The sequence below is a fragment of the Paenibacillus cellulositrophicus genome, from assembly GCF_009363095.1.
GTDB classification, from domain to species: Bacteria; Bacillota; Bacilli; order Paenibacillales; family Paenibacillaceae; genus Paenibacillus_AQ; species Paenibacillus_AQ favisporus.
Genome location: NZ_CP045296.1, coordinates 581,848 through 607,846 on the forward strand (window position 1 = coordinate 581,848; position 25,999 = coordinate 607,846).

Here is a 25,999-nt window from a genome sequence, read left to right on the forward strand (position 1 = left end):
AAGCATGATTGTTCTCAAACTGCTCGGCATTACGCTGCTCTTTGTGGCCGTGTTTATATATGATTTTTCGAGTGTGGACCCCAAGAAGAAAAAGGAACGGGCAGCCATTGCCGTCATTACCTTCGCCGGGTGGGTAGTAGCGGTCATGCTGTTATTTGCTCCCGGCTTGCCCGGTCCGACCGAATGGATCAATCAAGTGACCAAGCCGATCTGGGTTATCTTTTATCCCGAAGGCTAGGAGGGGGACGGCGGAATGGATAAGGAGAAAGTTTCGAATCTTCAACTGTGTTTGATGATGTACCTGATGATCGGCGGGACCTCCATACTCGTCGTGCCTTCTTTTACCGCGATGTATGCCAAGCAGGATATGTGGATTTCGCCGGTCATTGGCTCTTTCTTCGGTTTCTTCAGCGTGACTGTCGCTTGGCTGCTGTATCGGAGAAATCCGGGGCTTACGATGATCGAGCAGACGCAGCGCCTTTTTGGGAAGTGGGCCGGAAGCATTCTGGGCATCGTTTTCCTCTTATTCCAAATCGACGCGATCGGCTTGATTACCCGGGAATATGCCGAATTCATCGTACAGGCGTTTCTGCCCAAAACTCCGCTGGTCATGATTATCGGGTGTATTGTATTGACATGTTCATTTGCCGTCCGGTCCGGTGTGGAAGTGATTGGACGATTCGCGCAAATTTTTGGTCCGATTTTTTTGTGCTTTGTCCTGGCGATTTTTCTGTTTCTTCTACCGGAATATCGCTTTTCCAACATGCTCCCCATTCTGGGGACCGGAATCAAGCCTTCGCTAAAAGGCTCTTTAGAGCCTTCGGTTTGGTTTATGGAATTCATCTTTATTTCATCGGTCTACCCGTCCGTCCGAAAAGGAGACAACGGCCTCAAGGGTGGGCTGTTTGCCGTATTTCTAATGATGATCACGATGGTCATCACGAATTTTACTTGTTTGTTTTTGTTTGGGGAATCGACTGCCAATCTCACCTTCCCGTTCCTGTCTGCTTCGCGCTTTGTGAATATTGCTGATTTCTTTTCTCATGTGGAAGCCATCGTGATGGCGCTGTGGATCCTCGGGGGCTTTGCGCAAATTTCGATGTGGTATTACACGCTTGCTCTGGGAACTGCCCAATGGTTAAGGATAACGGATTTCCGTCCACTGGTATTTCCGGTTGGGCTGCTGATCGGTGTGTTCAGTATCTGGGTGGCTAAAAATTTCCAGCAAATGCTTCATTATTTTCCCACTGGGGGAACGGGCAGTTCCATCATCGCTTTGCTGCTGCTGCCGATCCTTTTACTCCTGGTCAGCCTTGTCCGCCGAGGCGGAGCTCGAAAGTAAATTTTTATTACAGCCCTTCGTAAAAAGATGTCGATACGGGAATATCTCTCTCGTCGTCTTATATAAGCAGCGTTATAATGCTGTATATGATGATGAGGAGATGAAGTCATGAAGTATTTGTGTTTGGGTTACCTGGAACCGGATCTGATGGATGCCAGACCGCAGGAGGAAATCGACGGAGTGATGCAGGAGTGCAAGCCCCATCTTGAACAGTTGTATCACAGCGGGAAGGTGCTTCTCGACGCCGGCCTGGGCAATACCGCGACGACCCTGCAGCGCAAGAACGGAAAGCTGAGAATGATGGATGGTCCATTTACCGAGTCGAAGGAGCTGATTGGCAGCGCGTTTCTGATCGAAGCTGAGGATCTTGAAGATGCAGTCCGTGTGGCATCTCTTCATCCGGCCGTTCAGGTGAGCGCGGGCGAATCGTTTGGCTGGCGCATCGAAATTCGCCCGGTTCATCATTTTGAATTGTTTAGTCCAGAGGGATAACTTTCGATTCATTTATTTGTTTAACTTCACTCTTACAAAAACGGCGCCCGCGACCGAAACCGCCGCCAAAACCGCTGCAAACAGCGAGGCACCCAGGGAGATGCTGGTCATATCGATCACAAATCCTGTTCCGATCGGCAGCAGTGCGGCAGGTACATAACTTCCGATATTCAGTACCGCGTTGGTTTCGGCGCGGCGGTGTGCCGGGACATGCAGGCTGATCAGCGTCAGGCCTCCGAGCTGCCCTAATCCCTGTCCTGCACCAGCGAATACAGCGGCTATAACCAGCAACACGGGTGCCGACTCAATGACAGCAGCAACCAGGCATATCATGGACAAAAGGGTTGCCGCACTTCCAAGGAGAAACAGGCTGCGAACCGGCAGCCTTTTGACAGCGAATTGTATTCCCGTCGCCGCCAAGAACATGATACAGGCCATTCCTCCAGCTACCAAGGGACTGGTCACATGAAGCAGTTTGGACAGCAGTGACGGACCCAGCGACAGCACAAAGGAAGTCGAGGTAATGCCTGGAGCAAACGCGGATATTCCTAAAGCTAAATGCAGGCGATTTTGCTTAGGAACTGTTGGGAAGCGCAGTTTCCATCCTTCGCGTGCAGGATGCTGCCGGGAGGGGAGGCGGGCTGCCACCATGAAGGCTGTTGCCAAAATGATCAATTGAGTGGTAAACACCGTGACGACATGATGCGCAAGAAATTGGGCCATCATTCCGGCCAGCAAAGGCCCTAGCCCGGCTCCGAGGACCATGGCCACGGAGGCGGCAAGGGATGCCAGCTGTTTTTTACTGTGTCCGCCAGCGTCCACTACAGCAGCCATGCCTGCGGAGACGATGACGCCGACGGCTATGCCTGTCAGCAACCGCGCCGCCAGCAGCATGCCGACCGAATCGGCCGAAGCAAACAGCACACAAGCCGCGACCGCTGCTAATAGACCCGGATACAGTACGGCCTTGCGTCCGAAGCGGTCCGATAATTGGCCGGCCGCGAGCAGAGTGCCGAGCAGGCCCAGAATATAAGCGGCAAAAATAACCGTCAACGTTCCATTCGAACATCCCATCGCTGTCTGCCACTCCACATACAACGGCGTTGCTGAATTGGACAGCATAAATACGGCTGTTACGATCCAGGCGGTAATCCAGATGCGGCGTGTTGATACGCGGGAATCCTCCGATGCCTGAGGAATTTCCGCGTTTTTTGCATGATCGATCAAGGTAATCTCCTCCTATTTAACCAACCCTTTGAATGTGTGTAAGGTATCCGTGTTGTCATGCATTTAGAATACGTTATAATAGTTCATAACTGAAATACACATTTGTAATAGGAGAGATAACCATAAGGTTATGTTATAGAGCGATGAATTTAAACTTGAACCATCTGAATGTCTTTGTGGCAGCCGCCGAGAAAATGAACATTACCGAAGCGGCGAAAGCGTTGTTTATTTCCCAACCGGCTGTGAGCAAAACGATTAAACAGCTGGAAGATGCGCTGCAAGTGAGGCTGTTTGTCAGGGATAAGCAGAAGGGGATCATTCTGACCGATGTCGGCAGGGAGATTCTGATATTGGCCAGGCAGATGCAGTCCATTGAAAATCGTATTTTCCAGGCAGCCAGCCGGGAGAACCAGCTGTTAACCGGAAAAGTCAAAATCGGCTCGTTTCCAGCGGCATCGACCCTGTTGCTCCCGGAGGCGATCTCCAGGTTCCGGGCCAAGTACCCACAAGTTCAAATCGAGCTGAGTGAGGGGGTATCCGACCAGATCAAGGAATGGGTTGCCGACCGTACCGTGGAAATCGGGCTAGTCGCTTCTCCGTTTGCAGGATTTGAGCATCATAGCCTGGTTCAGGATCACATGGTGGCCGTTATTCCGGACGATCATGAGCTGCAGGATACAGAGATTGTGGATCTCAGAAAATATGAGCAAGACATGATTTATTGTAAAGGCGGACATGAGGCGGCGTTGAACAGTGCAATACAACAGCACCATTTTAATCTCGAAAGCAGCTTGACCGTCCAAACCGCCGAAACCTTGATCCAGATGGTCCGCAGACGACTCGGAATCGGTCTTGTTTTCGATTTTACGCTGTCTTCCGTGTCCCATGAACTTATCGTAAAGCCCATTACGCCGGTCATCACGAGGGAGATCGGGATCATCGCGCTCTCATTTGCGGAGATTTCACCAGCATCCATGGAGTTTGTTCGAATGATGAAAGAATCATGAAACAAGCCGCTTCCGGTTATGCCGGTGCGGCTTGTTTGTTAATATATTCAATCGATGGCTGTTCGGAACGGAAATTCCCCTTAGCGGCTGCTCTGACGATTCTCAACAGACTTCATGCGGTTTTGTTCATCGGGCGCGCGGTCATGGCCGAATTCCTGGCCGGCTTCCATTTCCGTGTGTCCCGACTGGCTGCGGGCGAATTCAGTGAATTCCGCCTTCTGCTCATCTTGCTCATGCTTTTGTTTCAGTATCTTTTTCGGATCTTGGGTTGTCATGGGGAAAAACCTCCTCGAATTCAAATTCACTTTCTTATTATTACCCGCCTCGATGTTTGGCAAACTTACGCTTCATGCGCGTAAAGATGGGGCACAGGTATTGTTATATGAAAAAAGTAAGCGAAACAAAGGTTTTTAATATTTTGCATATGGAGTAGGGCGTGTTAGCATGTCGTTGAGTAGGAAAAAGGGGATTTGATCTATGATTCGTCTCTTTTTATGTATCGTTTGCATACTTTGGCTCAGCTCATGCGACATCATGCCGGGCTCTTCAAGAGAACTAGCGAAGGAACAATTGTCATCAACGGGGGTGGAAACGGTGACTCAGCAATTCATACAAGCGGCGGAAGCAGGTGATCTTGAGGCGGTACAGAACCTGCTTCAAGACGGAATCGATATTAACGCGCAAGATGAGCGTGGCAGAACGGCTGTCATGGCTGCGACGTACAACCATCAGACGGAGATGGTCCGGCTGCTGATCAGCAAAGGGGCGGACATCAACATCAGGGATCATCTGCTCAACAATGTATTTCTGTATGCCGGAGCTGAGGGAATGCTGGATATCGTCCAACTGGCGATCGAAGCTGATGCAGACACCAAACTGACCAACCGCTATGGCGGGACGGCGCTGATCCCCGCATCCGAACGAGGCCATGTCGAAGTGGTCCGGGAGCTGTTGACCCGCACCGATATCGATGTCAATCATATCAACCGCCTCCACTGGACTGCTTTGCTGGAAGCGGTCATTTTGGGGAACGGCGGGGAGAAGCATCAGCAAATCGTCCGGCTGCTGGTCGATCATGGCGCGGATCGGGAGATCGCGGATGCGGAAGGCATCACTCCGCTGCAGCATGCCCAAAGCAAAGGTTATCACGAAATCGCCGCAATACTGGAACGAGCAGGTTCGTAACTTTCAGCATACCCGCTAAAATAAAGCATGTGATAATCCATGCGCTAAAGAGCGAACGGTCAGGACCGTTCGCTCTTTCTGTACCTATCAAAGACGGAGGTGAGCAAGTGTCCATTCGCATCAAACTTTTATTATCCTATACCGGCGTGCTGCTCATCAGCCTGTTGGTCTTTGTCATGACGGCGAGCCTGTTTACGATCGCGGCGACGGGCGACGTGCACAGCCTGCGCGATTTTTACAAAGTCCACTATCAGCTCAATCCGCTGACGGAACAAGAAGAATCTATTTTTTGGAATTGAAGTATCTTGCCAAAAATGAGCCGGATCGATTGCAGGATCAGCAGCTGCTGAAGGATTTCGATTTCAAGCTCAAAACGGTCAGAGCCGGGCTGTATGTACGCCGTGAGAGCGGACGCATCTACCAGTCGTATACGTTCAACCAGCCTGAGCTGAAACGGCATCTGCCGCCTTATGACCTGAACAACAACCAAATTCGCAGTACGTTTAATATCGGTGAGCGTTTTTATGCGTACGCCAAATACGACTTCCATTACTCGGACGGCCAGAAAGGCAGTGTGTTCGTCATCCGCGAGCGGAGTCCGTTTGGCGAAGTCACGAGAAAGCTACTCCCGGCATTCGTCATTAGCTTGGCAGGCATCATCGTGATATTCAATGCGCTGCTTTTCCGCTGGATTACGCGCAGCGTTGTTAAGCCGTTGGACCGGCTACGTCACTCGGCAGAGCACATTCAGAGGGGCAATCTGCAGTTTTCGCTTGAACCGAGCACAAAGGACGAAATCGGACAGCTGAATGCAGCTTTTGAAAATATGCGGAAAAGGCTTCAAGAGTCGGTTCAGCTGCGGCTGGAGGATGAGGCGAACCGGAAGGAGCTCATCTCGAACATTTCCCATGACCTGCGGACACCGATCACCAATATTAAAGGCTATATTGAAGGCATTCGTGATGGAGTGGCGGATACACCCGAGAAAATGAGCAAGTATGTCAACATCATTTATTCCAAAGCCGTTGACCTGGACAAGCTTGTGGATGAGCTTTTCCTGTACTCCAAGCTGGATCTGAAACAGGTGCCGTTCACGCTTGTGGCGGTTGATATCGTCGACTTTCTGGATGACTGCATCGAGGAGCAGCGATACGTTCTGGAAGAGAAGGGAGTGGTCATCGCATGGGCTCATCGGCCTATTCCGCCGGTCAACGTATTTGCCGACCTGGAAAAAATAAAGCGTACCGTTCTTAATATAATCGGGAACGCTCAGAACTACATGGATAAAGAACATAAGAACATTCATATTTCCGTTCATCCCGACCGGGAATGGGTAACCGTCGAAATCGGCGATAACGGGACGGGGATTCCACAAGAAGCACTGCCGCATATTTTCGAACGATTCTACCGCGCCGAAGCTTCGCGGAATTCTTCAACCGGAGGCAGTGGTCTGGGACTGGCCATAGCCAGCCAAATCATTGAGGGGCACGGGGGCAGGATCTGGGTGGAAAGCGAGGTAGGTGTTGGTACACGCGTGTTCTTCACGCTGCGGCGTATCACATACGAAGGAGGGGAAGGCAGAGATGGCCGGGAGCATTCTGATTATTGAAGACGAGACGACTATCGCGCAGTTGGAACGGGATTATTTTGAATTGAACGGATTTCATGTGGATTTGTGCCATCATGGAGACGAAGGGCTGCAGCTTGCTCTTGAAACGGATTACCATCTTATCATTGTCGACCTGCAGCTGCCGGGATTGAACGGTTTTGAATTATGCAACCGGATCAGGCAGGCAAAGGAAGTTCCGATCCTGATCGTCTCCGCCAAAAATGAAGAGATCGATAAGATCCGCGCGTTTAACCTGGGAGCCGACGATTATATCACGAAGCCGTTCAGCCCGAGCGAGCTGGTAGCCAGGGCAAAGGCGCATTTGACCCGGTATGAACGGCTCATGAGCAGGCATGAAGCGCCCCACAAAACAGAAATCCATATCCGCGGCCTGGTTATTGACCAGGCGGCACGCCGGGTGTACGTCCGCAATAAGGAGGTTATCTTTACTTCCCGTGAATTCAGCCTGCTCGAATTTTTGGCCAGCCATCCGAACCGGGTATTCAGCAAAAGCGAGCTGTTTGAACGGATTTGGGGCATGGACTCGAACGGGGATATCGCGACCGTCACCGTACACGTACGGAGACTGCGGGAGAAGATGGAGGTTGATCCGTCCAACCCGCAGTATATCGAAACGGTATGGGGAGCGGGATACCGGTTCACCGTGTAACCGATTTAATAAATTGTTAATATAAAGTTTCGATTTTGTTTATGCCGGGTTTCTTGGCCGTTTATCTGTCTCGTTTACGATAGAGACATGACAAACACCAATCCATCTAAGGGATTGAAGGAGGAACCATCGATGAATAAACATACTAACAAACTGGCCGGCCTGATGCTGGCCGCAGCTTTGGGAACAGCCGCCTTGCCTATCGGTGCCGTGCATGCTGCAGACGATTCAAGGGCGCTGGGAGAAGGAGATATCAGTCAAGCAGTCCGTCAGTTATCGCAGCTTCATATTATGCAGGGATACGAGGACGGTTCACTCGCCGTAGAACAGCCAGTCACACGTGCGGAACTGGCCAAATTGCTTGCCCTGACGTTTAATCTGCAGGGTGCGGATCAGGCACAGCAGGGATTCACGGATGTCAATCCGCAGGCGTGGTTTTCGAAATATGCCGCTGAAGTGGCAGCACAAGGGATCATGCAAGCAAACGATGACCGTTTTGAGCCCCGCGGAACCGTAACGAAAACGGAACTTGTACAGATTGTAACCAAAGCACTTAAACGGGATGCGAAATCCGTGGAATACTGGGCTGAAAGCCTTGCCCCAGGCAGCGGTCCGGTCACTCGCGGAGAAACTGCGTATTTACTGAATATGGCGCAGCAGGCGATCCCGTCGGACAAAGCCAAAATCACCAGCATCCGTTCCTTGAATGCAATTACGCTGATCGTGACGTCCGATGCGCCTTTGACGGCTGACAACGAGGCGTTTACGAAAGCGAAAGAAGACTTTGCCTTCACCGGCGGTCTTACGTTAACCAATCTTCCGCGGCTGAAAACGGGTTCCATTGCTACTTATATTGTACCGACCTCCGTTCAACAGCCGGGTGTCCAATACTCCCTGACCTACAGAGGAGCGAACGCGGGGACTTTTACCGGGAATGCAGACAAGCTGAACATGACCGAGGCCAGACAGGTAACGAATGATACGTTTGAGCTGGAATCCTTGCAGGCGAACGGCGTGGTTGACTACGGATATGTCATCTCCGCATACAGTGCCGGCCGGGGAGCGGATGCCTTCGTCCTGGACGAAAACAACCGCGCCAATGGCCAAACCTATCAGATCATTTCCTCCGGACAAGCCAGGGAGGTAACGATCACGCCGGAGGGCGGACAACCGATGGTAGCTAAATATGTACCGTTCACGCAGTCGACCGATGGCAGACAGGAACCGAAATTCCGTCTGCCTGAGGGCAAAACCCTGACTCCGGGCGTCACTTATACCGTGACTTCGGATTGGGCGAAGATCGAACGACCGTCTTTTGTAGCGCAGAGCATCGCTCCGCTTGACATCGTCGGTGCCGAAGCCGTGAGCGAGACTTCCATTACGGTTACGCTGTCGGAAGACCCGGGAGACGAGCTATTCTCGGGCCGCAGTATCGAGCTGACGGATGCGGAAGGGCATAAGCTAACCGCCGCCTATAAATACTCCAGCCGCAAAGGGGCCGTGGGTATCTTCGATCTTGCACCAGACAGCAAACTTGTGAAAGGCACGACCTACACCGTTACGCCGGTGGGGGAATGGGCCGGTTCTTCCCGGACTCCATTGACAGCGAATTAAATCTTATACGCCTTTTACTTGTTTCAGCTGCCGGATGTCCGGCAGCTTTTTACTTTTCTTTAACGCTTAAGTTTAATCGGATCATTGCTAGCTATGAACAGATAACGAGCAAAGGGTTAGTCGGTTGACACACGATAATCCTGTAACTATAATAGTTACATAACTGATTTGTTACTAATATGGTTACAATTAAGATCATAATGTGACAATAAGATCATAACGCTACAATGGAGGAATCAGGATGAAATTATTAGTTACCGGAGCCACAGGGAAGCTGGGCAGAAAAGTTGTGGAGAACCTTTTGCAGACTGTCCCTGCCAGTCAATTGGCGGTCAGCGTGCGCACCCCGGACAAGGCTGAAGATCTTCGGGCCCTGGGCGTTGATGTCCGCCATGGTGATTTTGACGTGCCGGAAACGTTGGATAAGGCCTTTGCCGGGATTGACCGGCTGCTGATCATTTCCGCGGATGGAGACAACGAAACCCGGATTCGGCAGCATACGAATGCGGTGGAAGCTGCCGCACGAGCCAAAGTTGGTTTCATCGCCTACACGAGCTTGGGAAATGCAGCTGAGAGCAAGCTGTTTCTTGCGCCACCTCATCAAGCAGCAGAGCAAGCGATTTTGAAGACGGGCATTCCGTATTCGTTCCTGCGGAACAACTGGTACCTGGAGAATGAGATTCCGAGCATTCAGGGGGTTCTAGCTGGAGCACCATGGGTGACGTCTGCAGAATCCGGCAAGGTTGGCTGGGCGCTGCAGCAGGAGTATGCCGAAGCGGCTGCAGCTGTTTTAGCGGGGGAAGGTCATGAAAACACCGTGTACGAGCTGTCCGGCAAACCGCTGACACAAGCGGAACTGGTGACTGCGCTGGGCGATGTGCTGGGTAAAGAGGTACCGCTCCAGCAGGTCGACGACGAACAATATGCTGATATCATGAAACAAGCAGGAGTTCCGGAGTTTGCCCTCCCGATCGTTGTAGGCATTCAGCAGGGGATCCGTGAGGGGCAGCTTGAGATCGAAAGTCAGGATTTTGAGAAGCTGCTTGGACGTCCTTTAACGCCTATAGCAAAAGCACTGAATCAGATTGTAGGCGGGCTTAAATAAGTGAGCATCAATCGTTGGCCTAGATCTTGATATGGCATGAAAAAAGCTGCAGAACCAACAGGTCTTTTATGACCCGGTCTGCAGCTTTTTTACTGGTGTGAAATCTAGTGGCCTCACTCGTGTTCATCTCTCTTAGTTTCCGTCTGTTTCATCGGGAAAGCTTCTTCTTTGGAAACGCGAATCCGGTCCGGCGGAAAGTGTTTTTTGAAGTATTTCAATACCCGATGATGGATATCTTTGTCGTACCAAGGCGTTATTCCGTGCTCCTCGAAAAGAGCTGGCATACCGAGTCTGGCTGAACGCTTACCAAGCATACCGTCTCCTATCAGTAATGTATCGATCCATACGTAATCTGCAATTCCGCTTAAAGTCTTGGGGAAATCAGGTGTGAACGGCAGTACCGGCGAGATGGAAGCCTGCGTTCGGATTCCTGCTTCACGAATTTCCTGCAAAGCACTAAGACGGAGGCGAATACCAGGTGCCTTAGGGGCAAAAATCCGCTTCATATCCTCACGGTCGGTCTCCACTGTCATGGATACCAGCAGTTCACATTTGTCCTTAAGCTGAGTCAATAAGTCAATGTCCCGTGTGATGAGCGGTCCGCGCGTTTGAATTTGCAGCGAATCCGGTGGATAGCTGATCATTTCCTCGAGAATCCCCCGGGTTATGCCCGCTTTGCGTTCAATAGGCTGATAAGGATCGGTGGCGGATGACATAAAGATATGAACGGGTTTGTTTTTCTTCCGCAGCTTTAATATCTCCTTGCGGTAATTTTCCGCCGCGTTCGTTTTGACCTCCAGCCAGGTTCCCCAGGGCATGTCTTTAAATTTCTGGATGGGCATTTCCCTTACATAACAGTATTTGCAGGCAAAGGCACAGCCGCTGTATGAATTTAACGAGTGGGTGAACCCCACATCCAAGTATCCTTTTACTTCGGTGAGGATGGTTTTGGCCGTGATTTCCTTCGTTTCGATGTTCATATCCACAGCTCCTTTCCCATATTGTAACCGATGTGGCGGAGGTTTAGGGAGAGAACTCGTTATGGTTGACATAATAAATATTACGTAATCATCATTATAGCCATATAAAGCAGGTGGAGTCGCATTCGCAAATTGATTTACATCTAATTCATCTTTTCCGGTAAATAAGCCATCATCTGTCTTGTTTATTTCGTATCCTGAGCGTGTCTTCTCATTTGATTCGACGAGACGATAATACTGCCAATAAGGAGAAATAATGATGAGAATGGATATTGATTTCGGAAAGCCCCTTTCAGTTGCTTGGGATGCCAACACGACCTGCGGAAGGGCATTTGAAGCGTTTCGAACCGCTTTTGAATACGGTGAAACGGCGGATTTTCTCGCGCTTGTGACAGACGATTTCCGTTTTTCCGTACCCTTGCCGTACGACGAATGGAAAGAGCCGCAGTTCGGAAGGCAGCGGTTCATCGAGTTGGTCCAATTTGAAAGTGAAGTGCTGCAAGTAGCGTTAACCCCGCAGTTTCAGCTCTTTGATTATCAGTACGGAGTGGTCGTTTTTCGAGCAGAAGGTCTGCTCAGTAACCAACCTTATCACAATGTACTTACCGTCGTGTTTGAATTTGAAGACGAACGGATCAGGTCCTTCCATGAATTTGTCGGGATGCCGCTGAAAAACTACTGAGAGCTGAATCCCTGATCGGAATGGCCGGCGTTTGTCTCAGTATGCCTCGCAGGGCCATAAGATCCGTTATGAGGATTCCCTGCGAGAATCACGGATCGGCTATGCCGGTCTTGATGAACCGGGCGATCCGGATAGCGTCTGAAGGCGTGTAACGAATAAGCTTTAATATGTTTTGAAAAGTCCAGCATGCGCCGGGCTTTGTTGCATTTATTACAGGTATTCGGTTGCGGCAATTCATGTTGAAGAAGCAGGATAATCGGGGGTGGCCGATGAAATCGTACGACGTATCCATTAAAATCGGTGTCAGCAACGGTATAATGGTTATAGAGTGTTGGAGTGTTTTAAGAAAGGAAGCGATCTCATGAAGAAAATCATGAACAGACCCGAGACGCTCGTATCGGAAATGTGCAGCGGTCTCGTATTGGCCCACCCTGAGCTTGAGTTTATCCGTAAATACAACATCATCAAGAAAAAAGTGATCCGGCAGGATAAGGTGACGCTGATCAGCGGCGGCGGCAGCGGCCACGAACCGGCACATGCGGGTTTCGTCGGCAAAGGCATGCTGGATGTGGCCGTCTGCGGCGACGTGTTTGCTTCCCCGTCCCAGATTCAGGTGTACCAGGCGATCCGCTCTTCTGCGAGCAAGAAGGGGACGCTGCTGATTATTAAAAACTATAGCGGCGACATCATGAATTTTAAAAATGCGGCCCACCTCGCTGCCGAAGACGGAACTCTAGTCGACTACGTGAAGGTGGATGACGATATCGCCGTTGAAGACAGCTTGTATACTGTCGGCAAAAGAGGCGTTGCTGGAACGGTGCTCGTACATAAAATCGCAGGAGCCGCAGCGGAAGCGGGCTTACCGCTGGAAGAAGTCAAGCAGGCCGCCCAGAATGCAGTCGATAACGTGAAAAGTATCGGATTTGCGCTCACGTCCTGTACGGTGCCGGCCAAAGGCAGTCCGACGTTTGAGATCGGTGATCAGGAAATGGAATACGGCGTCGGCATCCATGGCGAGCCTGGCATCCGGCGGGAGAAGCTGATCACGGCTGACGAACTGGCTTCCCGAATGGTTGCCGAGCTGCTGGAAAGCTTGCGTATCAGCGACAGTGCACCCGCGGAGGTGGCCGTCCTGGTAAACGGATTCGGCGGCACGCCGCTGCAGGAGCTGTACCTGCTGAACCATGCGGTCATACGTGAGCTTGCCGCACGGAACGTCATTGTGTATAAAGTTTTCGTGGGCAACTATATGACAAGCATTGATATGGCAGGCGCGTCGCTGTCGATCATGAAGCTGAATCCCCAGCTGAAGCGGCTGCTCAGCGAGGATTGCGAGACGCCGGCGCTGACCGTCCGCGGACCATTCGAGCCGGTACAGTACATACCTGAAGAAGGGACCGTCCGACACTCGGTATCCTTCGGCGCCGCTGCTGATGAAGCGCATGGAGTCATACACAACAATAAGCTTACATTGGAAAACCTGGTTTATCTGGTTGATCGCATGAGCGGCGTCATTATCGAAAACGAAATTCCGTTCTGCGAGCTGGATGCTCATGCCGGTGACGGTGACTTTGGGATGAGCGTGGCTAAAGGGTTTAAGCAGCTCAAATCCGAGTGGGAGGAACTTACCTCCCAGGCGCAAGATATCGGAGGATTTCTTGATGCCTGCTCTCTAATCATTATGGAGCATTGCGGCGGTGCCTCCGGTCCGATCTGGGGTTCGGCCTTCCGGGCGGCAGGCAAATTTGCGGGGAACCGGAGCGAGCTGTCCGTTATGGACATCGCCGGCATGATGAGTGCTGCCGTGAAGGGAATTCAGGATACGGGTGAGCGTTCCTTTGGACGGGGTGCCGTTGTGGGTGACAAAACGCTGATCGATGCGCTTGTCCCCTATGCCGAAGCCTGGGCGAGTGCGGCTGAGCAGGGCACCGATCTGATCGGCGCAGGCCTGTCCGCGGCAGAGGCAGCCGTTGAGGGAGCCAAGCAAACCGAGCACATTGCTGCCCGGATGGGGAGAGCCGGAACGGTTGGCGACCGGAGCATCGGTTACCCGGATGCGGGAGCCTACGCATTGGGCGTGATATTTACCGAACTCGCGCATTCCCTGAAACCATCGGATCAGTGAGATTCTATGAACGCTCAAAGGGGGCATGAAATTTTGAATAATGGCCAATTTCATAAACCTTCCGCCCGGGATCTAATGGAATATCATGCGGAGGCTATGTTTACCCATGACCGCAGCGGACGCCTGCATCTGGTCAACGAACCTTGGCCTGGTTCAGACCCGGCTCCGCGATTGTTCCTGGGAAGAACCACGGGGGGAGGAAGCGTTTGGCGTTTCCGTCACGACGTTCCTGACCAACTGGTGAAGCAGCTGGAGAGTTGGTGTGCCGAAGAGGCTGTGGTCGTTGACTTTCAGGACAGGCCGAAGCATGAGAAGGATTATTGGAACCTGCTGCAAGGTAAAAAAATGACGATGGGGCCTTGCTTTTCTATTGAAAATGAAACGAGAGAGCCATCCGTGGATGTGCAGCGAATCACGCCTGAAAATGTAAGGCAGCTTGCGCGGGAAGGATTCGAATGGCTCGCTGACGAGATCAGCTATGCGCAGCCCTGCGTTGCGGTGGTACAGGAGGGCCGAGCCGTCTCCGTGTGCCGCAGCGTCCGCATCGGTACGAAGGCGCATGAAGCCGGGCTGGAAACGTTAGAAGCATTCCGAGGCAGGGGATACGCGGCTGCAGCGACGGCGGGATGGGCTGCAGCCGTCCGGGAGCTCGGATGTATTCCGTTATACAGCACCTCATCGGATAATCTATCTTCTCAGCGCGTCGCGGGGAAAATGGGGCTTTCTTTCTATGGCGTGAATTTTTCGATTTATTAATAAAAGTAATTAGGGCGTTAGTTGATTCGCGGACACGATTGTGGAATCAAGAGGATCGATGAACTAAAAAGAGCGTGTTTGGACTTGTTCCAAACACGCTCTTAGATTATAGAGGCATTTATCGGCTAGCCGGCAATCATGTTTGCAGGCAGCATGTATCCGTTATTTGGAGCTTTGCTCCAGCAGTGAACGGAGCTCTGCATCGGTTCCTAACAGCCGAAGAATCATCGTGACGGCTTCGGCCCGGGTCACGGGTTCATTTGGGGCAAAACGGGACTCATCTCTGCCTTCGAGAAGTCCGGCTGCTGCGGCTTGCCCGATGATATCCTTAGCCCAATATGAATCGGTAATATCCGTAAAATGGCGCGCTTCACCGGTGGCCAGTTCAGATAAATCCACCAGATTGGCCATCATTTGAGCCATTTCGGCACGGGTCAGGCTGCGCTCGGCTTGGAAAAGCCCGCTTGCATTGCCCTTGACAATTCCATTGGAAGCCAGAATGCCTATGGACTCAGCCGCCCAATGCTCATGCATATCCCTGAAGGTAACGACCTCATTCCCCTGCCGAAGCCCGAAAGCTCTGACAAGCAGTTCACTGATTTCCGCCCGGCTAATCGGAAGATCCGGCTTGAAGCTTCCGTCACCATATCCGTTGACTAATCCAAGCCGGGAAGCCACCGCGATGTCTTTTGCCGCCCAATGTGTGTATGTATCGGCAAATCTCTCTGGATGTTTCATCGCCAAGGCGTGGCGGAACGAAGCAGCAATATCCTCTGCCCGGATAAACTTCCGGAACGAAGGTTCCGGCATTTCCGGTATTGGCGTAGGAGTTGGAGTAGGTGTAGGCGTCGGTACAGTGGCCGGACTTGGTGTAGATGGTGTATCTGCCGGTTGGGAAGGGTTAGAAACGACCGGCTTGGCTGCGACTTTTAAATTCAGTGATTCGCTCTTGCCCCCGTAGACGGCCGTGATCACAGTCGTGCCCGCACTCTTACCGGTTATCTCTCCGTTGGTAACCTCGGCAACCGCTGGATCAGCGGCACTCCATATCGCTGATTTCGTCACGTCGATTTCAGTCTGATTCGAATACAGAGCTTTCAACAAGACCGTTGAACTCTGGCCAACCTCCACATTTAAGCTGCTTGCACTGACACTTAAGCGTGTCAAGCCCTGAACCGTTAAGCCTTTATCGGCTTGATTGCTTTCGTCGTTGCCATCGCTTACCACAAAGCGGATGGTTCGATCTGATGGCTCCGATGCATTTTCAGAGCTGATGTAAGTTACGCTTCTAAAAGCTGACTCCCACTCAGAAACAGTGGCTGTTCCATTTTCTGATGTCAGGGTCAACATACCAGAAACGGGATCGAAGCGGCCGCTGATGTTGCCCATCGTCGCTCCATCGTTGGTGAATCGGAGCTCTTCCTTACCGGCATGATACGGGCTGACAATACACACGCGGCCGTAAGCCAAAGTTTGATCATCGGGATCCGAGATGGACAGTGCTGCATCGACAGGGACGGTCCCGGCTGTGTAGGAGGTTAAACCGGCGCTTGTTGTCACAACGGGCGGTTGGTTGGACACCTTTACCGTCTTGGTGGCGGAATTGCTGCTTGCGATTCCGTCGCTCACCGTGAACGTGATGGTTCTTATCGCGGCCGTATTCGGATTTTTAGATGTATTGCCATAGGTTACTTCTCTCAGCGCTTGCTGCCACTGGGCAATCGTGGCCGATGCTCCGGATGAAGTCAGAGTCAATGTACCAGTTACTGCATTATAGCTCCCTGTAATGTTTCCCATGGTCGAGCCGTCGTTTATAAAGGCAAGGATATCCTGATTTGAAAAAAAGTTCCCCGAAATCGTGACCGTGGCCGCTGACATCGTCTTGTTATCCAAGTCTGAAAGGGTAAGGCCGGAATCGATGGCAACGGGGATCCCTTTGAAGGTAGAGGTGCCGCCCGTTGTTGTCAAAATCGGCGCCTGGTTGACCGCTGTCACCGTCACCGTTTTGTCTGCGGGATTGCTTGAAACGGTACCGTCATTCACCGTAAACGTGATGATGCGATTCGCCGAATTGGGAGTGATGGCCGTATTCGAGTATGTTACCGCCTGAAGAGCATGAATCCATTGATCGACTGTCGCGGTATGACTCACAGATGTCAGGGTCAGTATCCCGGTTTCTGAATTATAACTTGCAGTAATATCTCCAAATACGACCGAGCTGGTATTCACAAACTGAAGCAAATCTTCTCCGGGATGAAAACCGTTCGAAATTTGAACTGTAGCCGAAACTAAAGTGAAACTGTCGGCGTCGTTTATGGAAATATTCGAATCCACGGTGACGGGAGTGGTTATTGTATTATTCCCTGCTCTAAAGCTGGTTGTTCCGTCACTGGTGGCAATCTGCGGTAGTGAGCTGGCATTCGTCATCTGGTTGGTATTTGGGGATGAATCATCGGCCGCACCTCCTTCGCTGACAATGGCAGCTGGTTGAGGGTCGTCCGCAGCGGATGCGGATTCGGGGAGAACCGAAGAGGTTACCATTTGAAATGCCCAAATCAGGGCAATGATTGCCGCGTACTTCGAGCGGTTGTTCATAAAATTCCTCCTATTTGCGTCATGAAATAAGTCGTACTGTCTCTATATAGATTGAACTAAAGATAAGCATCGAGCCTTCAGTTAGCCGCCTGTAAACTTCATTTCGATAGTTCATTCTATTTAGCTATAGAATATATCGGAATTCGCGAAGCCGGAGAGTATAGTTCGAAAAAAATAGGGCTCTCTCACTCGCAGGGACTACGGATAACAATCTATAAGTTCAGCCGGACATATGGTAATCTTTTGGTATTAGAGAGCATTCATCCCAATTCAACGAGGTACAATCCATGACAAACGAAGATCTGGAGCGGCTGGCACAAAGGTTTGGCATCAAGGGAGCAACATTCGATTTTCTCCAGCATAATGAAAATAAAACATACAAGGTAGACGCGGGCGACGGCCGTAAATTTGTATTGCGAATCCATCAGCCTTTCCAAGAGGGGATGACCGGTAAGCAGCACACCTATGAAGGACTGCTGGGTGAACTGCACATGCTGGAGGAGCTATCCCATAACAGCGGCCTTAGTGTCCAGACCCCGATCCGTAATTCGGAAGGGAGCTTGATCACCGTGATGGAGCATAATGGACGTCAGCTGAATTGCTCCATGCTCTCATGGTTAGAGGGGAGGGACCTCAATAAAACGGATGTCAGCCACCCTGAACTGGTACGCAGACTCGGCAGCCAAATCGGCGAGCTGCATACCTTTTTCCGCAGATACTATCACAAAACGCTGGAGAATCGGCCCAGCCAGGGGATGGCTTACAATCAATGGCTGGCCGAAACGGTCCGGAAAGGACTCAGCCTAGGCCTGTTTACACGATCCGATGTCGACATCATTGATGTAACCTTGCGGGAAATCAACAAGCTTTTAGCTGCGTCAGCTGAGGCTCCTTCCGGCCGGTTAGGTCTCGTCCATGGAGATCTGGGATTAGGCAACGTAATTATTTCACCCGAAGGGATCATGAGCTTTATCGATTTTGGTTTTTTCGGAGAAGGTTACGAACTGCTGGACGTGGCGATGGGGGCCATCATGGTGCCGCCCGAACACAGGGACGTGCTGTTGGATGGGTATTATGAAGTGATAGGACGCAGTATAAGCACAGGTGATAGGGTCTTGCTGGACGGCTTTGCGCTCGTGGCAATCATCGGGTATTATGCTTTTCAAATGCCGAATGAAGTGGTTCATGGGTGGATGCGGGAGCGGATGCCGCGCTTGTGCGCAGAATATTGCAAGTCGTTCCTGCAGGGGGAGCGGATCTTTTCCAAAGTGTAAGCTGTGAGCGGAAGCCGGAAGCCTTTATTGCCTAGAAGGATGCAATCGTGGTCGGCAGTGATTCATACCGGTTCGATATCGGTGGTAGAATTTATGTTTATTACTTCCACTTCGATTCAGAGACTGAAATGATTTGCGCGATCTTAGTCGGACCAAGCAACTCAATCGTCTCATTAAGGCGATTCTTTTGCACTTGAACGAGCGCGGCATGCTAAGGGTAAGAGGCTATTTAGATGCCTTCACCCGCAATGATGGAGTAAGAGGAGCTAGTAAATGCGATTATTCGCTCTAGTACTGTATATAAATGATCGACGGTCTTACCGGAATGCAGCACGGCAGCAATAAATTCTACCTGATTTAATCCATGCAGGAAGTGTGAATGGTATTGAAGGGCCTCGGAATTCACATTCCCCAGTACCCGATGGACAGTTAAAATGTATCCCTGAAGAGTGGGCTTGCCCCACTCCTTTCTTTTTGGGCAGGGATTATAATCCATCTCAACAATGAAAAGTTTCAAATGGAGGGGGGAACTTGATCATCATAAAATGAGCTTGTTTCCGAAAATAATGTTAGCGCTTTCGCCAAACCACAAGCACTGCCTTATGATCGGTGGGTGGATGATTAATTTTTAAGGAGGTATTTATGCTTACCATGACAAGAAAAGCAGTCAGTCTGTTGGCCGTGCTTGCCGTTATGATCACGGTATTTTTAGCCCAATCTGCGAATACGATCGCGATGGAGAGCTATTCGGTTCCTTCATTGGATAGGACGGATGTCGCTGATCCGGCATTATTGGCACAGACCGACAATGCTCCGGCCACGATTCAAAATTATCCGATGCCGTCCATCTATACCGCGTCCAGCGTGTTTTCATTGAAAGCGGATAACGAAGCGGTTCCTGTCATCAGCTATATGCCTGACTATGACTACGCTGAGTTTTCTTTTTCCGGTACGGTCCATATCGAAGTTACTGTAAGTGAGCCGATTACCTCTTATTCCATCAGTCCACTGGCTAAAAAGATCGCAGGTACGGTCAACGGGAACAAGCTAACATTCTCGCTTTCTTCCTCAACCTATGTGATCGTGAAAATCAATGACATGAACAAAAAGATCGTCATCGCAGCAGATCCTTTGGAGACGGATGTTCCCCCGTCCACAGGTGCAGGAATCTATAATGTTACAAAGTCGCCGTACAACGCGGATAACACGGGGACAGAGATGGCATCGGACGCGATTCAACGGGCTATCGATGATGCCAATCAAGCCGGCGGCGGCGTTGTATTCGTTCCGGCCGGTGTCTATAAAAGCGGGAACCTGACGCTAAAAAGCAATGTGACCTTCTATCTTGCCGGAGGAGCTGTCATTGTCGGCACGGGCAAGGGTGAAGACTACGTGATCGATTTTCGCAAGGATTCACGAAATGCGGATGGTACGTATTTTATTCGCACAGCCGTAGACTCCAGCAATATCACGATACGGGGACGGGGAACCATTGATGGAAAAGGCATAGCGATGCGTGAGCGAAAGATGCCGGCGCCAAATAAAAACGAAGGGTTCCTGAATAACTTGCTGGTCCCGATTGCAACCACCAATTTTACATTTGACGGTTTAATACTGCGGGATGGCGGTTTCTGGTCGTTCATGGTTGTTCGTTCCGACAATGTGACCATCAAGAATCTCAAGGGATTCCAGGATTTATACAAAATTGAGAATGACGTTATCGACATCAACGAGAGTCAGGACGTGCTGGTTAAACATGCGATTGGAATATCGGATGACGACGCTTTTTCAACTAAAACCTGGCTGCAGACGGGGATGTCCAAGGGTTGGCCAGGAGCACTTGAACAATTGGAAAATGTAGTTTTCGATGACGCCATGGCATGGACAAGATGCGCGGCTTTCAAGATTGGCATGGGGGTGGCTCAGCCGCAGATCAGCGTGACCTTCCGAAATTCATACGTGTATCAAAGCGCTCGAGCCTTGCTTATTGATCATGGTTACCAATATAATACTCTTCCTGAGGAAGGCTACGCCCACAACATTACGTTTGAAAATATCGATATCGAACGAGTCGGTATCAATCAATTCGGGAATTATTGGTTCGGGGTATCAACCAGTACTTCCGGGGATGTAAGCAATGTTATATTCAAAAACATCAACGTTCGTGAGACGGGATCCCAGAAATCCAGACTTTCCGGAAATGACGCCAAAGGCGGAATGGTTAACGGCGTCACGTTCGCCGATGTTTATGTTGGAGGCAAGCTCGCAACAAGCTTGAACGACTTGAATGCAACCACTAATAGTAACGTAAATGGCATCCTATTTGCCAATTCCAAGCCGCCGCTGTTCAGCGATAATTTCGAAGACGGAAATTCGGCAGGGTGGACATCCGTGACCGGCGGATGGACCGTACCGACAGACGGCTCGAATCAAGTGCTGTCCAGCGGGAACCAGACAACCACATCCCTGATTACTGCTAATGCCGGCAATTTATGGACGGATTACGCGTATGAAGCCAGAATGCGCATGCCCATTACCAATGCAAACGCAGGTCTGGTCTTTAGGGTGAAAGATGCAAACGATTATTATATGTATCGAATCAACTCATCGAATCAAAAGCTGGAGTTGTACAAATCCGTGAACGGACAACTGACGTCTGTAGCCAGTTCACCGTTCACAGCCCAGGAGAAGCAGTGGTATACGGTTAAGGCGATTGTACAAGGGAACACGATTGCCTGTTATGTGGATGGAGAATTACAAATGGAATGGACCAATCCTGTAAACGAATTGACAGCAGGGGGGATCGGATTCCGGACCACCTCAGCGGGCGTCCATTTTGACGATGTCGTGGTTTCACCGATCAATAAAGCGCCTGAAAATGTAACGCTTTCGCATAACAGCGCAGTCGAAAACACAACTGCAGGAGGCATGGTCGGCACCTTTTCCACTACCGATCCTGATGCGGGAGAAACATTCGCTTATATGCTGACAGCAGGAGCCGGGGATACGGACAACAAAAGCTTCACGATTTCGGACAACAAGTTGTTTCTTGCCGTAACGCCTGATTACGAAGTAAAGGACAGCTACAGTATCCGGGTGAGGAGCTTAGATTCAGGCGGACTGTATGTTGAGAAGACTTTTACGATCCATGTCACGGATGTGAATGAAGCGCCTACGAATCCGATTCCTACGGTCACAAGGTTCAGCGACAATTTTGAAGACGGAAATACGGCCGAATGGACGTCTGCCTCCGGTTCCTGGAGTGTGGCAACAGACGGCACGAAAGCCTTGTTCCAGAATGCTTCGGCCACTGGACTCATTACCGCCGGGGATTCATGGACGGATTATACGTTTGAAGCCAAAGTGAAGATGCCTATCACCAATGCCAATGCAGGCATTCTATTCAGGGTACAGGATGCTGGTCATTTCTATATGTACCGAATCAATTCCGCAGCTAAAAAGCTGGAGTTGTACAAATCCGTGGACAATGTCATGACCCTAGTATCCAGTGCTCCGTTCACAGCTCAGGAGAAGCAGTGGTACACGATGAAGGCTTCTATTCAAGGGAACACAATGAAATGTTATGTGGATGGTGAATTAAAAGTGGAATGGACCAATTCCGTAACGGAATTAACGGCAGGAAAAATAGGTTTCCGGACCACCTCGGCGGGTGTCGCTTTTGATGATGCTTTAGTTCTGGTTCCCGCTCCGATTTAGCCTGTTCCCGTACGGTCAAAAATAGCCGATCTACAGGCAGGCGGTCGGTCGGCATAAATGGGTTTATACGATGGAGCTGCCCCAAAAGCCATGATATTGGCTGCTTTGGGACAGCTCGTTTTTTACATTGTCGAATCGGGGTCTACGGTGACATAATCGAAGGATAGAGACTATAACGGGAGGCGTGAGAGGCTTGATCCACCTTCGAAGGCAATCATTCCGCAACAAACTCAAAATTGCATTTTTAGCCGTCATCCTGCTCTCCGTGCTGATGACCGGCGGGCTATCATATTATATCTCGGCTGCTACCCTGGAAAAGAACGCGCTGAAGCTCACGCAGGACACGGTGGTCAGGTCCGCGCAAATCGTGGATGAGAAGCTGAACAAGTTGATGCTCATCATGATGACGTTCATGATCAGCCAGCCTTTTCACGACATGCTGAAGGATGCCGCCTCCGGGGATTCCAGCGCGTATTATACGCATCTGAATGATCTTGACAACGTTTTCTCGCAGGCGCGGATTGCCGAGCCGATGATACAGTCCATCTATGTGACGACGCCGATTGGTGAGTTCTATCCTTCGTCCATGAACCGTAACCGGCTCACCGCGTTCGAGGATACCTTTTTGTATGACCGCATTGAAGAGGAGAAAAAGAACATTTGGGTAGAGGGCCACGAGGATATGCTCTTTTCCGGCAGGGACCGTGTCATCTCGCTGATTCTGGAGCCGATCTTCGATATTCCGGTCAGAGATGTCTATATTGTCGTAAATATCCGCGAGGACGGCTTCCGAAAACTGGTGCAGGGAGATACCGGGACAGGGGCGTCAAGCTTTTTGCTGAACGCCGAAGGAGAGACGGTCTACCCAGTGAAGGAGCATCTGGTCCAGCAGGCAGCGGACTCAGAGAATCTGAGGGATATGATGAACCGCCCGGAAGGCAGCCAGTCCTTTGAACTGAACGGCAAGTCTTATTTGCTCAATTATGCGCAACTCGGTATTGCTGATTGGACGATGACCACCATCCAGTCTCAGGCTGGCGTGCTGAAAGACATGGTATATGTGAAATGGCTGATCGCCGGGATTGCTCTGACGGCTTTTACCGTAACGACGCTGATTTCCGGCGCGTTTACGCGCTATCTGCTGAAGCCGCTGCAAGGGCTGCTGAAGGTGATGAAGCGGGTGGAGAACAATGATTTGTCCGCCCGTTTTGAGAGCGGTAGTGGAGATGAGCTGGCTCAGGTGGGCTTCCGGTTTAATCGGATGCTGGAGCAGATCGTAGTGTTAATTGAAGAGGTCACGGAGGCGCAGACGCATAAGCGGTCTGCGGAGATCAAGGCGCTATCAGCTCAGATGGATCCGCATTTTCTGTACAACACCCTGAACACCATTTACTGGAAGCTGAATTTGAAGCAGGTCGGGCCTTCGCAAAAAATGGTTATGTCGCTCTCCCGGCTGTTCCAGCTCGGACTGAACAACGGCCAGGAAATTACGACATTGTCGAAAGAATTGGAGCATGTGCGTCAGTACCTGGATCTGCAGTCAAGCTGCTATGAAGGATTGTTCTCCTATGAGATCCATGTCCGCGATCCGGAGATGTCCTCGCTTTCGATTCCGCGCATCCTTCTGCAGCCGCTGGTGGAGAACAGCATTCTGCACGGTTTCCGCGACCTGGAGAACGGCGGCCGGATCGAGATCGAAATTGACGGAGACGGGGAACGCTGGACGATTGCCGTACGCGATAACGGCAGAGGCATGGACGAGACTCAAGTGCGCGGACTATTTTGGCAGGAATCGGAGAAGGGGTATGCCGTGTCCAATCTGATCCGGCGGCTTCAGCTTTATTACGGCGGCAGTGCGGAATTTCATGTGGACAGTGCGCCGGGGTGTGGAACAGTAATGCGGATTTCTTTACCCAAGAAGGGGGAACATTCGGATGAGTAAACATGAGGCGGTCAGTCTCTGCATTATAGACGATATCAAAAGCGTGGTGGACGGCCTGACCGCGATGAATTGGGAAGAACAGGGGATTCGGGTCGCGGGCGCATCAAGCAATGGGGAAGAGGGGCTCAAGCTGATCAATGGGCTGAAGCCGGACCTGGTCATTACTGATATACGGATGCCGAGAATGGACGGGCTAAGTATGCTGCGTGCGGTTATGGAGGAGAACCGCAGCTGCAAGGTCATTTTGATCAGCGGATATGCCGACTTTGAATATGCGCAGCAGGCAGTGCAACTGGGGGCGTTTGATTTTGTGGTGAAGCCTTTTTCGGAGGAAGATATCATGTCGACGGTGCTGCGGGCGAAGGCAGAAATTATGGAAGAGAGATCCAAGCGCTTAAATCTGAGGGACATGGAGAATAAGCTCCGTGAGAGCATGCCGGTACTGCGTCAGGAATACTTTGCGCTGCTCGTAAGCCACCGCACTTCATGGGAAGAAGCTTCGAAGCGGTGGGATTTTCTGAATATCGAGCTGGAGCCTCGCGGCTTTGTGGTGATGCTGATCGAAATTGACCGTTTTCAGGAGCAGGCATCCGAGCATTCCATTCGGGAGATGGAGCTGATCCGTTTCTCATTGCTGAATATTATGCAGGAGACACTGGCCAACTATGCGCGTAACGTGGTTTTCCGCGCCCGTCACGACCGGTACCTGGTCGTACTGAACGATACGGGCGGATCTGGTCCGTTCAGCCCGATCGAAATTGCCGAGCAGTGCTGCCGGAATATTGATCGGTATACCAAGTTTACAGTATCGGTCGGGGTCGGCGGCAGAGTAGTGGAGATCAGCGAGCTGCCGGATTCCTATCGCCAGGCTCATCGTGCGCTCACCCATCACCTGTTCACCGACGGCAATGCAGCCATTATGTACGACGATATACACCAGAGCGGAAGCCAGAAGCCGCTGGCGCTGGAGTACAAGGACGAGCTGCTGCTAGCCCTTCGTTCCGGAAATGCCGGACGAACGGAGGCCATTCTGTCCGCGATTTCGGAAACGCTGCAGAGCCTGGTCTCCCGACAAAATCCGGATTACCTCCTCAGTTTTTACGATGAATTGGCAGCTTCAGCCATTCGCACCTTTTACGAGATGGTTCCGTATCCGGACATTCAGCCGCTGATCCAGCGATTCAGGGTGGTGCAAGGGACAGCGGGATTGTCGCTGGCCTCTCTGCAGCGTCAACTGCTTGCCCTGTGCACGGAGGGAGCCGAACTGGTGCGCCGGAACAGCTTCTCCGAAGGGCAGCGGGTGATTTATGAAGCCATTGACTATATCAAGGGCAACTTGTCCGAGGATATCACCGTCGGCGAATGTGCCACGCATGTTCATCTCAGCGCCAGCTACTTTTCGAGCCTGTTCAAGAAAGTGACTGGGATGACGGTCACCCAGTATACGACCTCGGAGCGCATCCAGAAAGCGAAGCTGCTGTTGGTGGAGGGAGCGCAGGTGCAGGAAGTGGCCGCGGCCGTAGGCTATGAGGAGCGCAGATATTTCAGCGAGATGTTCAAGAAGATCACCGGCCAGACGCCGTCGGAGTTCAGGGCGGGCTATCACCCGGAGCGGCCGGAGGCGTAGGACGCGCAAAAGGGCGCCAGCACGAACCATAGAATTCTATCCCTGGAGAG

General features: G+C 51.2%; 19 protein-coding genes and 1 pseudogene. 16 read left to right on the forward strand and 4 right to left on the reverse strand.

Translation table 11 applies throughout. The features are described 5' to 3' along the window. Positions 1-4 precede the first annotated feature (4 nt). The 3 genes from GCU45_RS32320 (at position 5) to GCU45_RS32330 (ending at position 1,834) form a co-directional block, all read left to right on the forward strand. Positions 5-238 (forward strand): hypothetical protein, encoded by a 234-nt coding sequence (locus GCU45_RS32320; RefSeq protein WP_105443079.1) that lies wholly within the window; start codon positions 5-7, stop codon positions 236-238. A gap of 15 nt (positions 239-253) precedes the next feature. Next, positions 254-1,342 carry a GerAB/ArcD/ProY family transporter gene (locus GCU45_RS32325; RefSeq protein WP_152404182.1) on the forward strand — a complete coding sequence of 363 codons (1,089 nt, stop codon included), beginning with the start codon at positions 254-256 and terminating at the stop codon, positions 1,340-1,342. Between the two features lie 108 nt (positions 1,343-1,450). Then, positions 1,451-1,834, forward strand: a complete 384-nt coding sequence (locus GCU45_RS32330) for a YciI family protein (protein ID WP_152404184.1) — start codon at positions 1,451-1,453, stop codon at positions 1,832-1,834. A 12-nt stretch (positions 1,835-1,846) separates the two neighbouring features. Here the strand turns inward: GCU45_RS32330 and GCU45_RS32335 are convergent, their stop codons facing one another. Beyond that, complete coding sequence (locus GCU45_RS32335; RefSeq protein WP_152404185.1) at positions 1,847-3,061, reverse strand: MFS transporter; 1,215 nt, start codon at positions 3,059-3,061, stop codon at positions 1,847-1,849. 143 nt (positions 3,062-3,204) lie between these two features. Between GCU45_RS32335 and GCU45_RS32340 the strand changes: the two genes are divergently transcribed. Beyond that, positions 3,205-4,068, forward strand: a complete 864-nt coding sequence (locus GCU45_RS32340) for a LysR family transcriptional regulator (protein WP_152404187.1) — start codon at positions 3,205-3,207, stop codon at positions 4,066-4,068. A gap of 80 nt (positions 4,069-4,148) precedes the next feature. Here GCU45_RS32340 and GCU45_RS32345 read toward each other — a convergent pair whose 3' ends face one another. Continuing rightward, complete coding sequence (locus tag GCU45_RS32345) at positions 4,149-4,343, reverse strand: hypothetical protein (RefSeq protein ID WP_105443075.1); 195 nt, start codon at positions 4,341-4,343, stop codon at positions 4,149-4,151. Between the two features lie 319 nt (positions 4,344-4,662). On the opposite strand from GCU45_RS32345, the gene GCU45_RS32350 reads away from it, so the two are divergent. From GCU45_RS32350 to GCU45_RS32370, 5 genes and pseudogenes are all read left to right on the forward strand, one after another. Then, positions 4,663-5,253: an ankyrin repeat domain-containing protein gene (locus tag GCU45_RS32350; protein ID WP_152404189.1), complete on the forward strand. Its 591-nt coding sequence runs from the start codon at positions 4,663-4,665 to the stop codon at positions 5,251-5,253. Positions 5,254-5,360: 107 nt separating this feature from the next. Then, a pseudogene (locus GCU45_RS32355) lies at positions 5,361-6,862 on the forward strand (ATP-binding protein). Then, on the forward strand, positions 6,837-7,532 hold the full coding sequence (locus tag GCU45_RS32360) for a response regulator transcription factor (RefSeq protein WP_152404191.1): 696 nt from the start codon (positions 6,837-6,839) through the stop codon (positions 7,530-7,532). The pseudogene GCU45_RS32355 and the gene GCU45_RS32360 overlap by 26 nt, the downstream one beginning before the upstream one ends. Before the next feature lie 132 nt (positions 7,533-7,664). After that, complete coding sequence (locus tag GCU45_RS32365; protein WP_152404193.1) at positions 7,665-9,146, forward strand: S-layer homology domain-containing protein; 1,482 nt, start codon at positions 7,665-7,667, stop codon at positions 9,144-9,146. Positions 9,147-9,387: 241 nt separating this feature from the next. Next, positions 9,388-10,251, forward strand: a complete 864-nt coding sequence (locus tag GCU45_RS32370; protein WP_152404195.1) for an SDR family oxidoreductase — start codon at positions 9,388-9,390, stop codon at positions 10,249-10,251. Positions 10,252-10,364: 113 nt separating this feature from the next. Here the strand turns inward: GCU45_RS32370 and GCU45_RS32375 are convergent, their stop codons facing one another. Continuing rightward, positions 10,365-11,231 (reverse strand): SPL family radical SAM protein, encoded by an 867-nt coding sequence (locus GCU45_RS32375; RefSeq protein WP_152404197.1) that lies wholly within the window; start codon positions 11,229-11,231, stop codon positions 10,365-10,367. Positions 11,232-11,487: 256 nt separating this feature from the next. Here GCU45_RS32375 and GCU45_RS32380 point away from each other — a divergent pair, with 256 nt between their 5' ends. The 3 genes from GCU45_RS32380 to GCU45_RS32390 all read left to right on the forward strand — a co-directional run bounded on the left by GCU45_RS32380 (position 11,488) and on the right by GCU45_RS32390 (position 14,794). Then, positions 11,488-11,913, forward strand: a complete 426-nt coding sequence (locus tag GCU45_RS32380) for a nuclear transport factor 2 family protein (protein ID WP_341874568.1) — start codon at positions 11,488-11,490, stop codon at positions 11,911-11,913. Between the two features lie 361 nt (positions 11,914-12,274). Continuing rightward, positions 12,275-14,038: a dihydroxyacetone kinase subunit DhaK gene (dhaK, locus tag GCU45_RS32385; RefSeq protein WP_152404199.1), complete on the forward strand. Its 1,764-nt coding sequence runs from the start codon at positions 12,275-12,277 to the stop codon at positions 14,036-14,038. A gap of 33 nt (positions 14,039-14,071) precedes the next feature. After that, positions 14,072-14,794 carry a GNAT family N-acetyltransferase gene (locus tag GCU45_RS32390; protein ID WP_244364702.1) on the forward strand — a complete coding sequence of 241 codons (723 nt, stop codon included), beginning with the start codon at positions 14,072-14,074 and terminating at the stop codon, positions 14,792-14,794. Positions 14,795-14,956: 162 nt separating this feature from the next. Here the strand turns inward: GCU45_RS32390 and GCU45_RS32395 are convergent, their stop codons facing one another. Beyond that, positions 14,957-17,389 (reverse strand): S-layer homology domain-containing protein, encoded by a 2,433-nt coding sequence (locus GCU45_RS32395; RefSeq protein WP_152404200.1) that lies wholly within the window; start codon positions 17,387-17,389, stop codon positions 14,957-14,959. A gap of 287 nt (positions 17,390-17,676) precedes the next feature. Between GCU45_RS32395 and GCU45_RS32400 the strand changes: the two genes are divergently transcribed. From GCU45_RS32400 to GCU45_RS32415, 4 genes are all read left to right on the forward strand, one after another. After that, positions 17,677-18,663 carry a phosphotransferase enzyme family protein gene (locus tag GCU45_RS32400; RefSeq protein ID WP_152404202.1) on the forward strand — a complete coding sequence of 329 codons (987 nt, stop codon included), beginning with the start codon at positions 17,677-17,679 and terminating at the stop codon, positions 18,661-18,663. 651 nt (positions 18,664-19,314) lie between these two features. Continuing rightward, on the forward strand, positions 19,315-22,380 hold the full coding sequence (locus GCU45_RS32405; RefSeq protein ID WP_244364703.1) for a 3-keto-alpha-glucoside-1,2-lyase-like domain-containing protein: 3,066 nt from the start codon (positions 19,315-19,317) through the stop codon (positions 22,378-22,380). Positions 22,381-22,564: 184 nt separating this feature from the next. Beyond that, entirely contained in the window at positions 22,565-24,322 is a 1,758-nt protein-coding gene (locus GCU45_RS32410; protein WP_244364705.1) for a cache domain-containing sensor histidine kinase, read from the forward strand. After that, the gene (locus GCU45_RS32415) at positions 24,315-25,949 is read left to right on the forward strand and encodes a response regulator (RefSeq protein ID WP_152404208.1); all 1,635 of its coding nucleotides are present in this window, start codon (positions 24,315-24,317) and stop codon (positions 25,947-25,949) included. Before GCU45_RS32410 ends, GCU45_RS32415 begins: the two co-directional genes overlap by 8 nt. Positions 25,950-25,999 lie beyond the last annotated feature (50 nt).

Coding starts and splice junctions, on each gene's coding strand:
- GCU45_RS32320 (WP_105443079.1), top strand. CDS start 5: ATGATTGTTCTCAAACTGCTCGGCATTACGCTGCTCTTTGTGGCCGTG.
- GCU45_RS32325 (WP_152404182.1), top strand. CDS start 254: ATGGATAAGGAGAAAGTTTCGAATCTTCAACTGTGTTTGATGATGTAC.
- GCU45_RS32330 (WP_152404184.1), top strand. CDS start 1,451: ATGAAGTATTTGTGTTTGGGTTACCTGGAACCGGATCTGATGGATGCC.
- GCU45_RS32340 (WP_152404187.1), top strand. CDS start 3,205: ATGAATTTAAACTTGAACCATCTGAATGTCTTTGTGGCAGCCGCCGAG.
- GCU45_RS32345 (WP_105443075.1), bottom strand. CDS start 4,343: ATGACAACCCAAGATCCGAAAAAGATACTGAAACAAAAGCATGAGCAA.
- GCU45_RS32360 (WP_152404191.1), top strand. CDS start 6,837: ATGGCCGGGAGCATTCTGATTATTGAAGACGAGACGACTATCGCGCAG.
- GCU45_RS32365 (WP_152404193.1), top strand. CDS start 7,665: ATGAATAAACATACTAACAAACTGGCCGGCCTGATGCTGGCCGCAGCT.
- GCU45_RS32370 (WP_152404195.1), top strand. CDS start 9,388: ATGAAATTATTAGTTACCGGAGCCACAGGGAAGCTGGGCAGAAAAGTT.
- GCU45_RS32375 (WP_152404197.1), bottom strand. CDS start 11,231: ATGAACATCGAAACGAAGGAAATCACGGCCAAAACCATCCTCACCGAA.
- GCU45_RS32380 (WP_341874568.1), top strand. CDS start 11,488: ATGATGAGAATGGATATTGATTTCGGAAAGCCCCTTTCAGTTGCTTGG.
- dhaK (WP_152404199.1), top strand. CDS start 12,275: ATGAAGAAAATCATGAACAGACCCGAGACGCTCGTATCGGAAATGTGC.
- GCU45_RS32395 (WP_152404200.1), bottom strand. CDS start 17,389: ATGAACAACCGCTCGAAGTACGCGGCAATCATTGCCCTGATTTGGGCA.
- GCU45_RS32400 (WP_152404202.1), top strand. CDS start 17,677: ATGACAAACGAAGATCTGGAGCGGCTGGCACAAAGGTTTGGCATCAAG.
- GCU45_RS32405 (WP_244364703.1), top strand. CDS start 19,315: ATGACAAGAAAAGCAGTCAGTCTGTTGGCCGTGCTTGCCGTTATGATC.
- GCU45_RS32415 (WP_152404208.1), top strand. CDS start 24,315: ATGAGTAAACATGAGGCGGTCAGTCTCTGCATTATAGACGATATCAAA.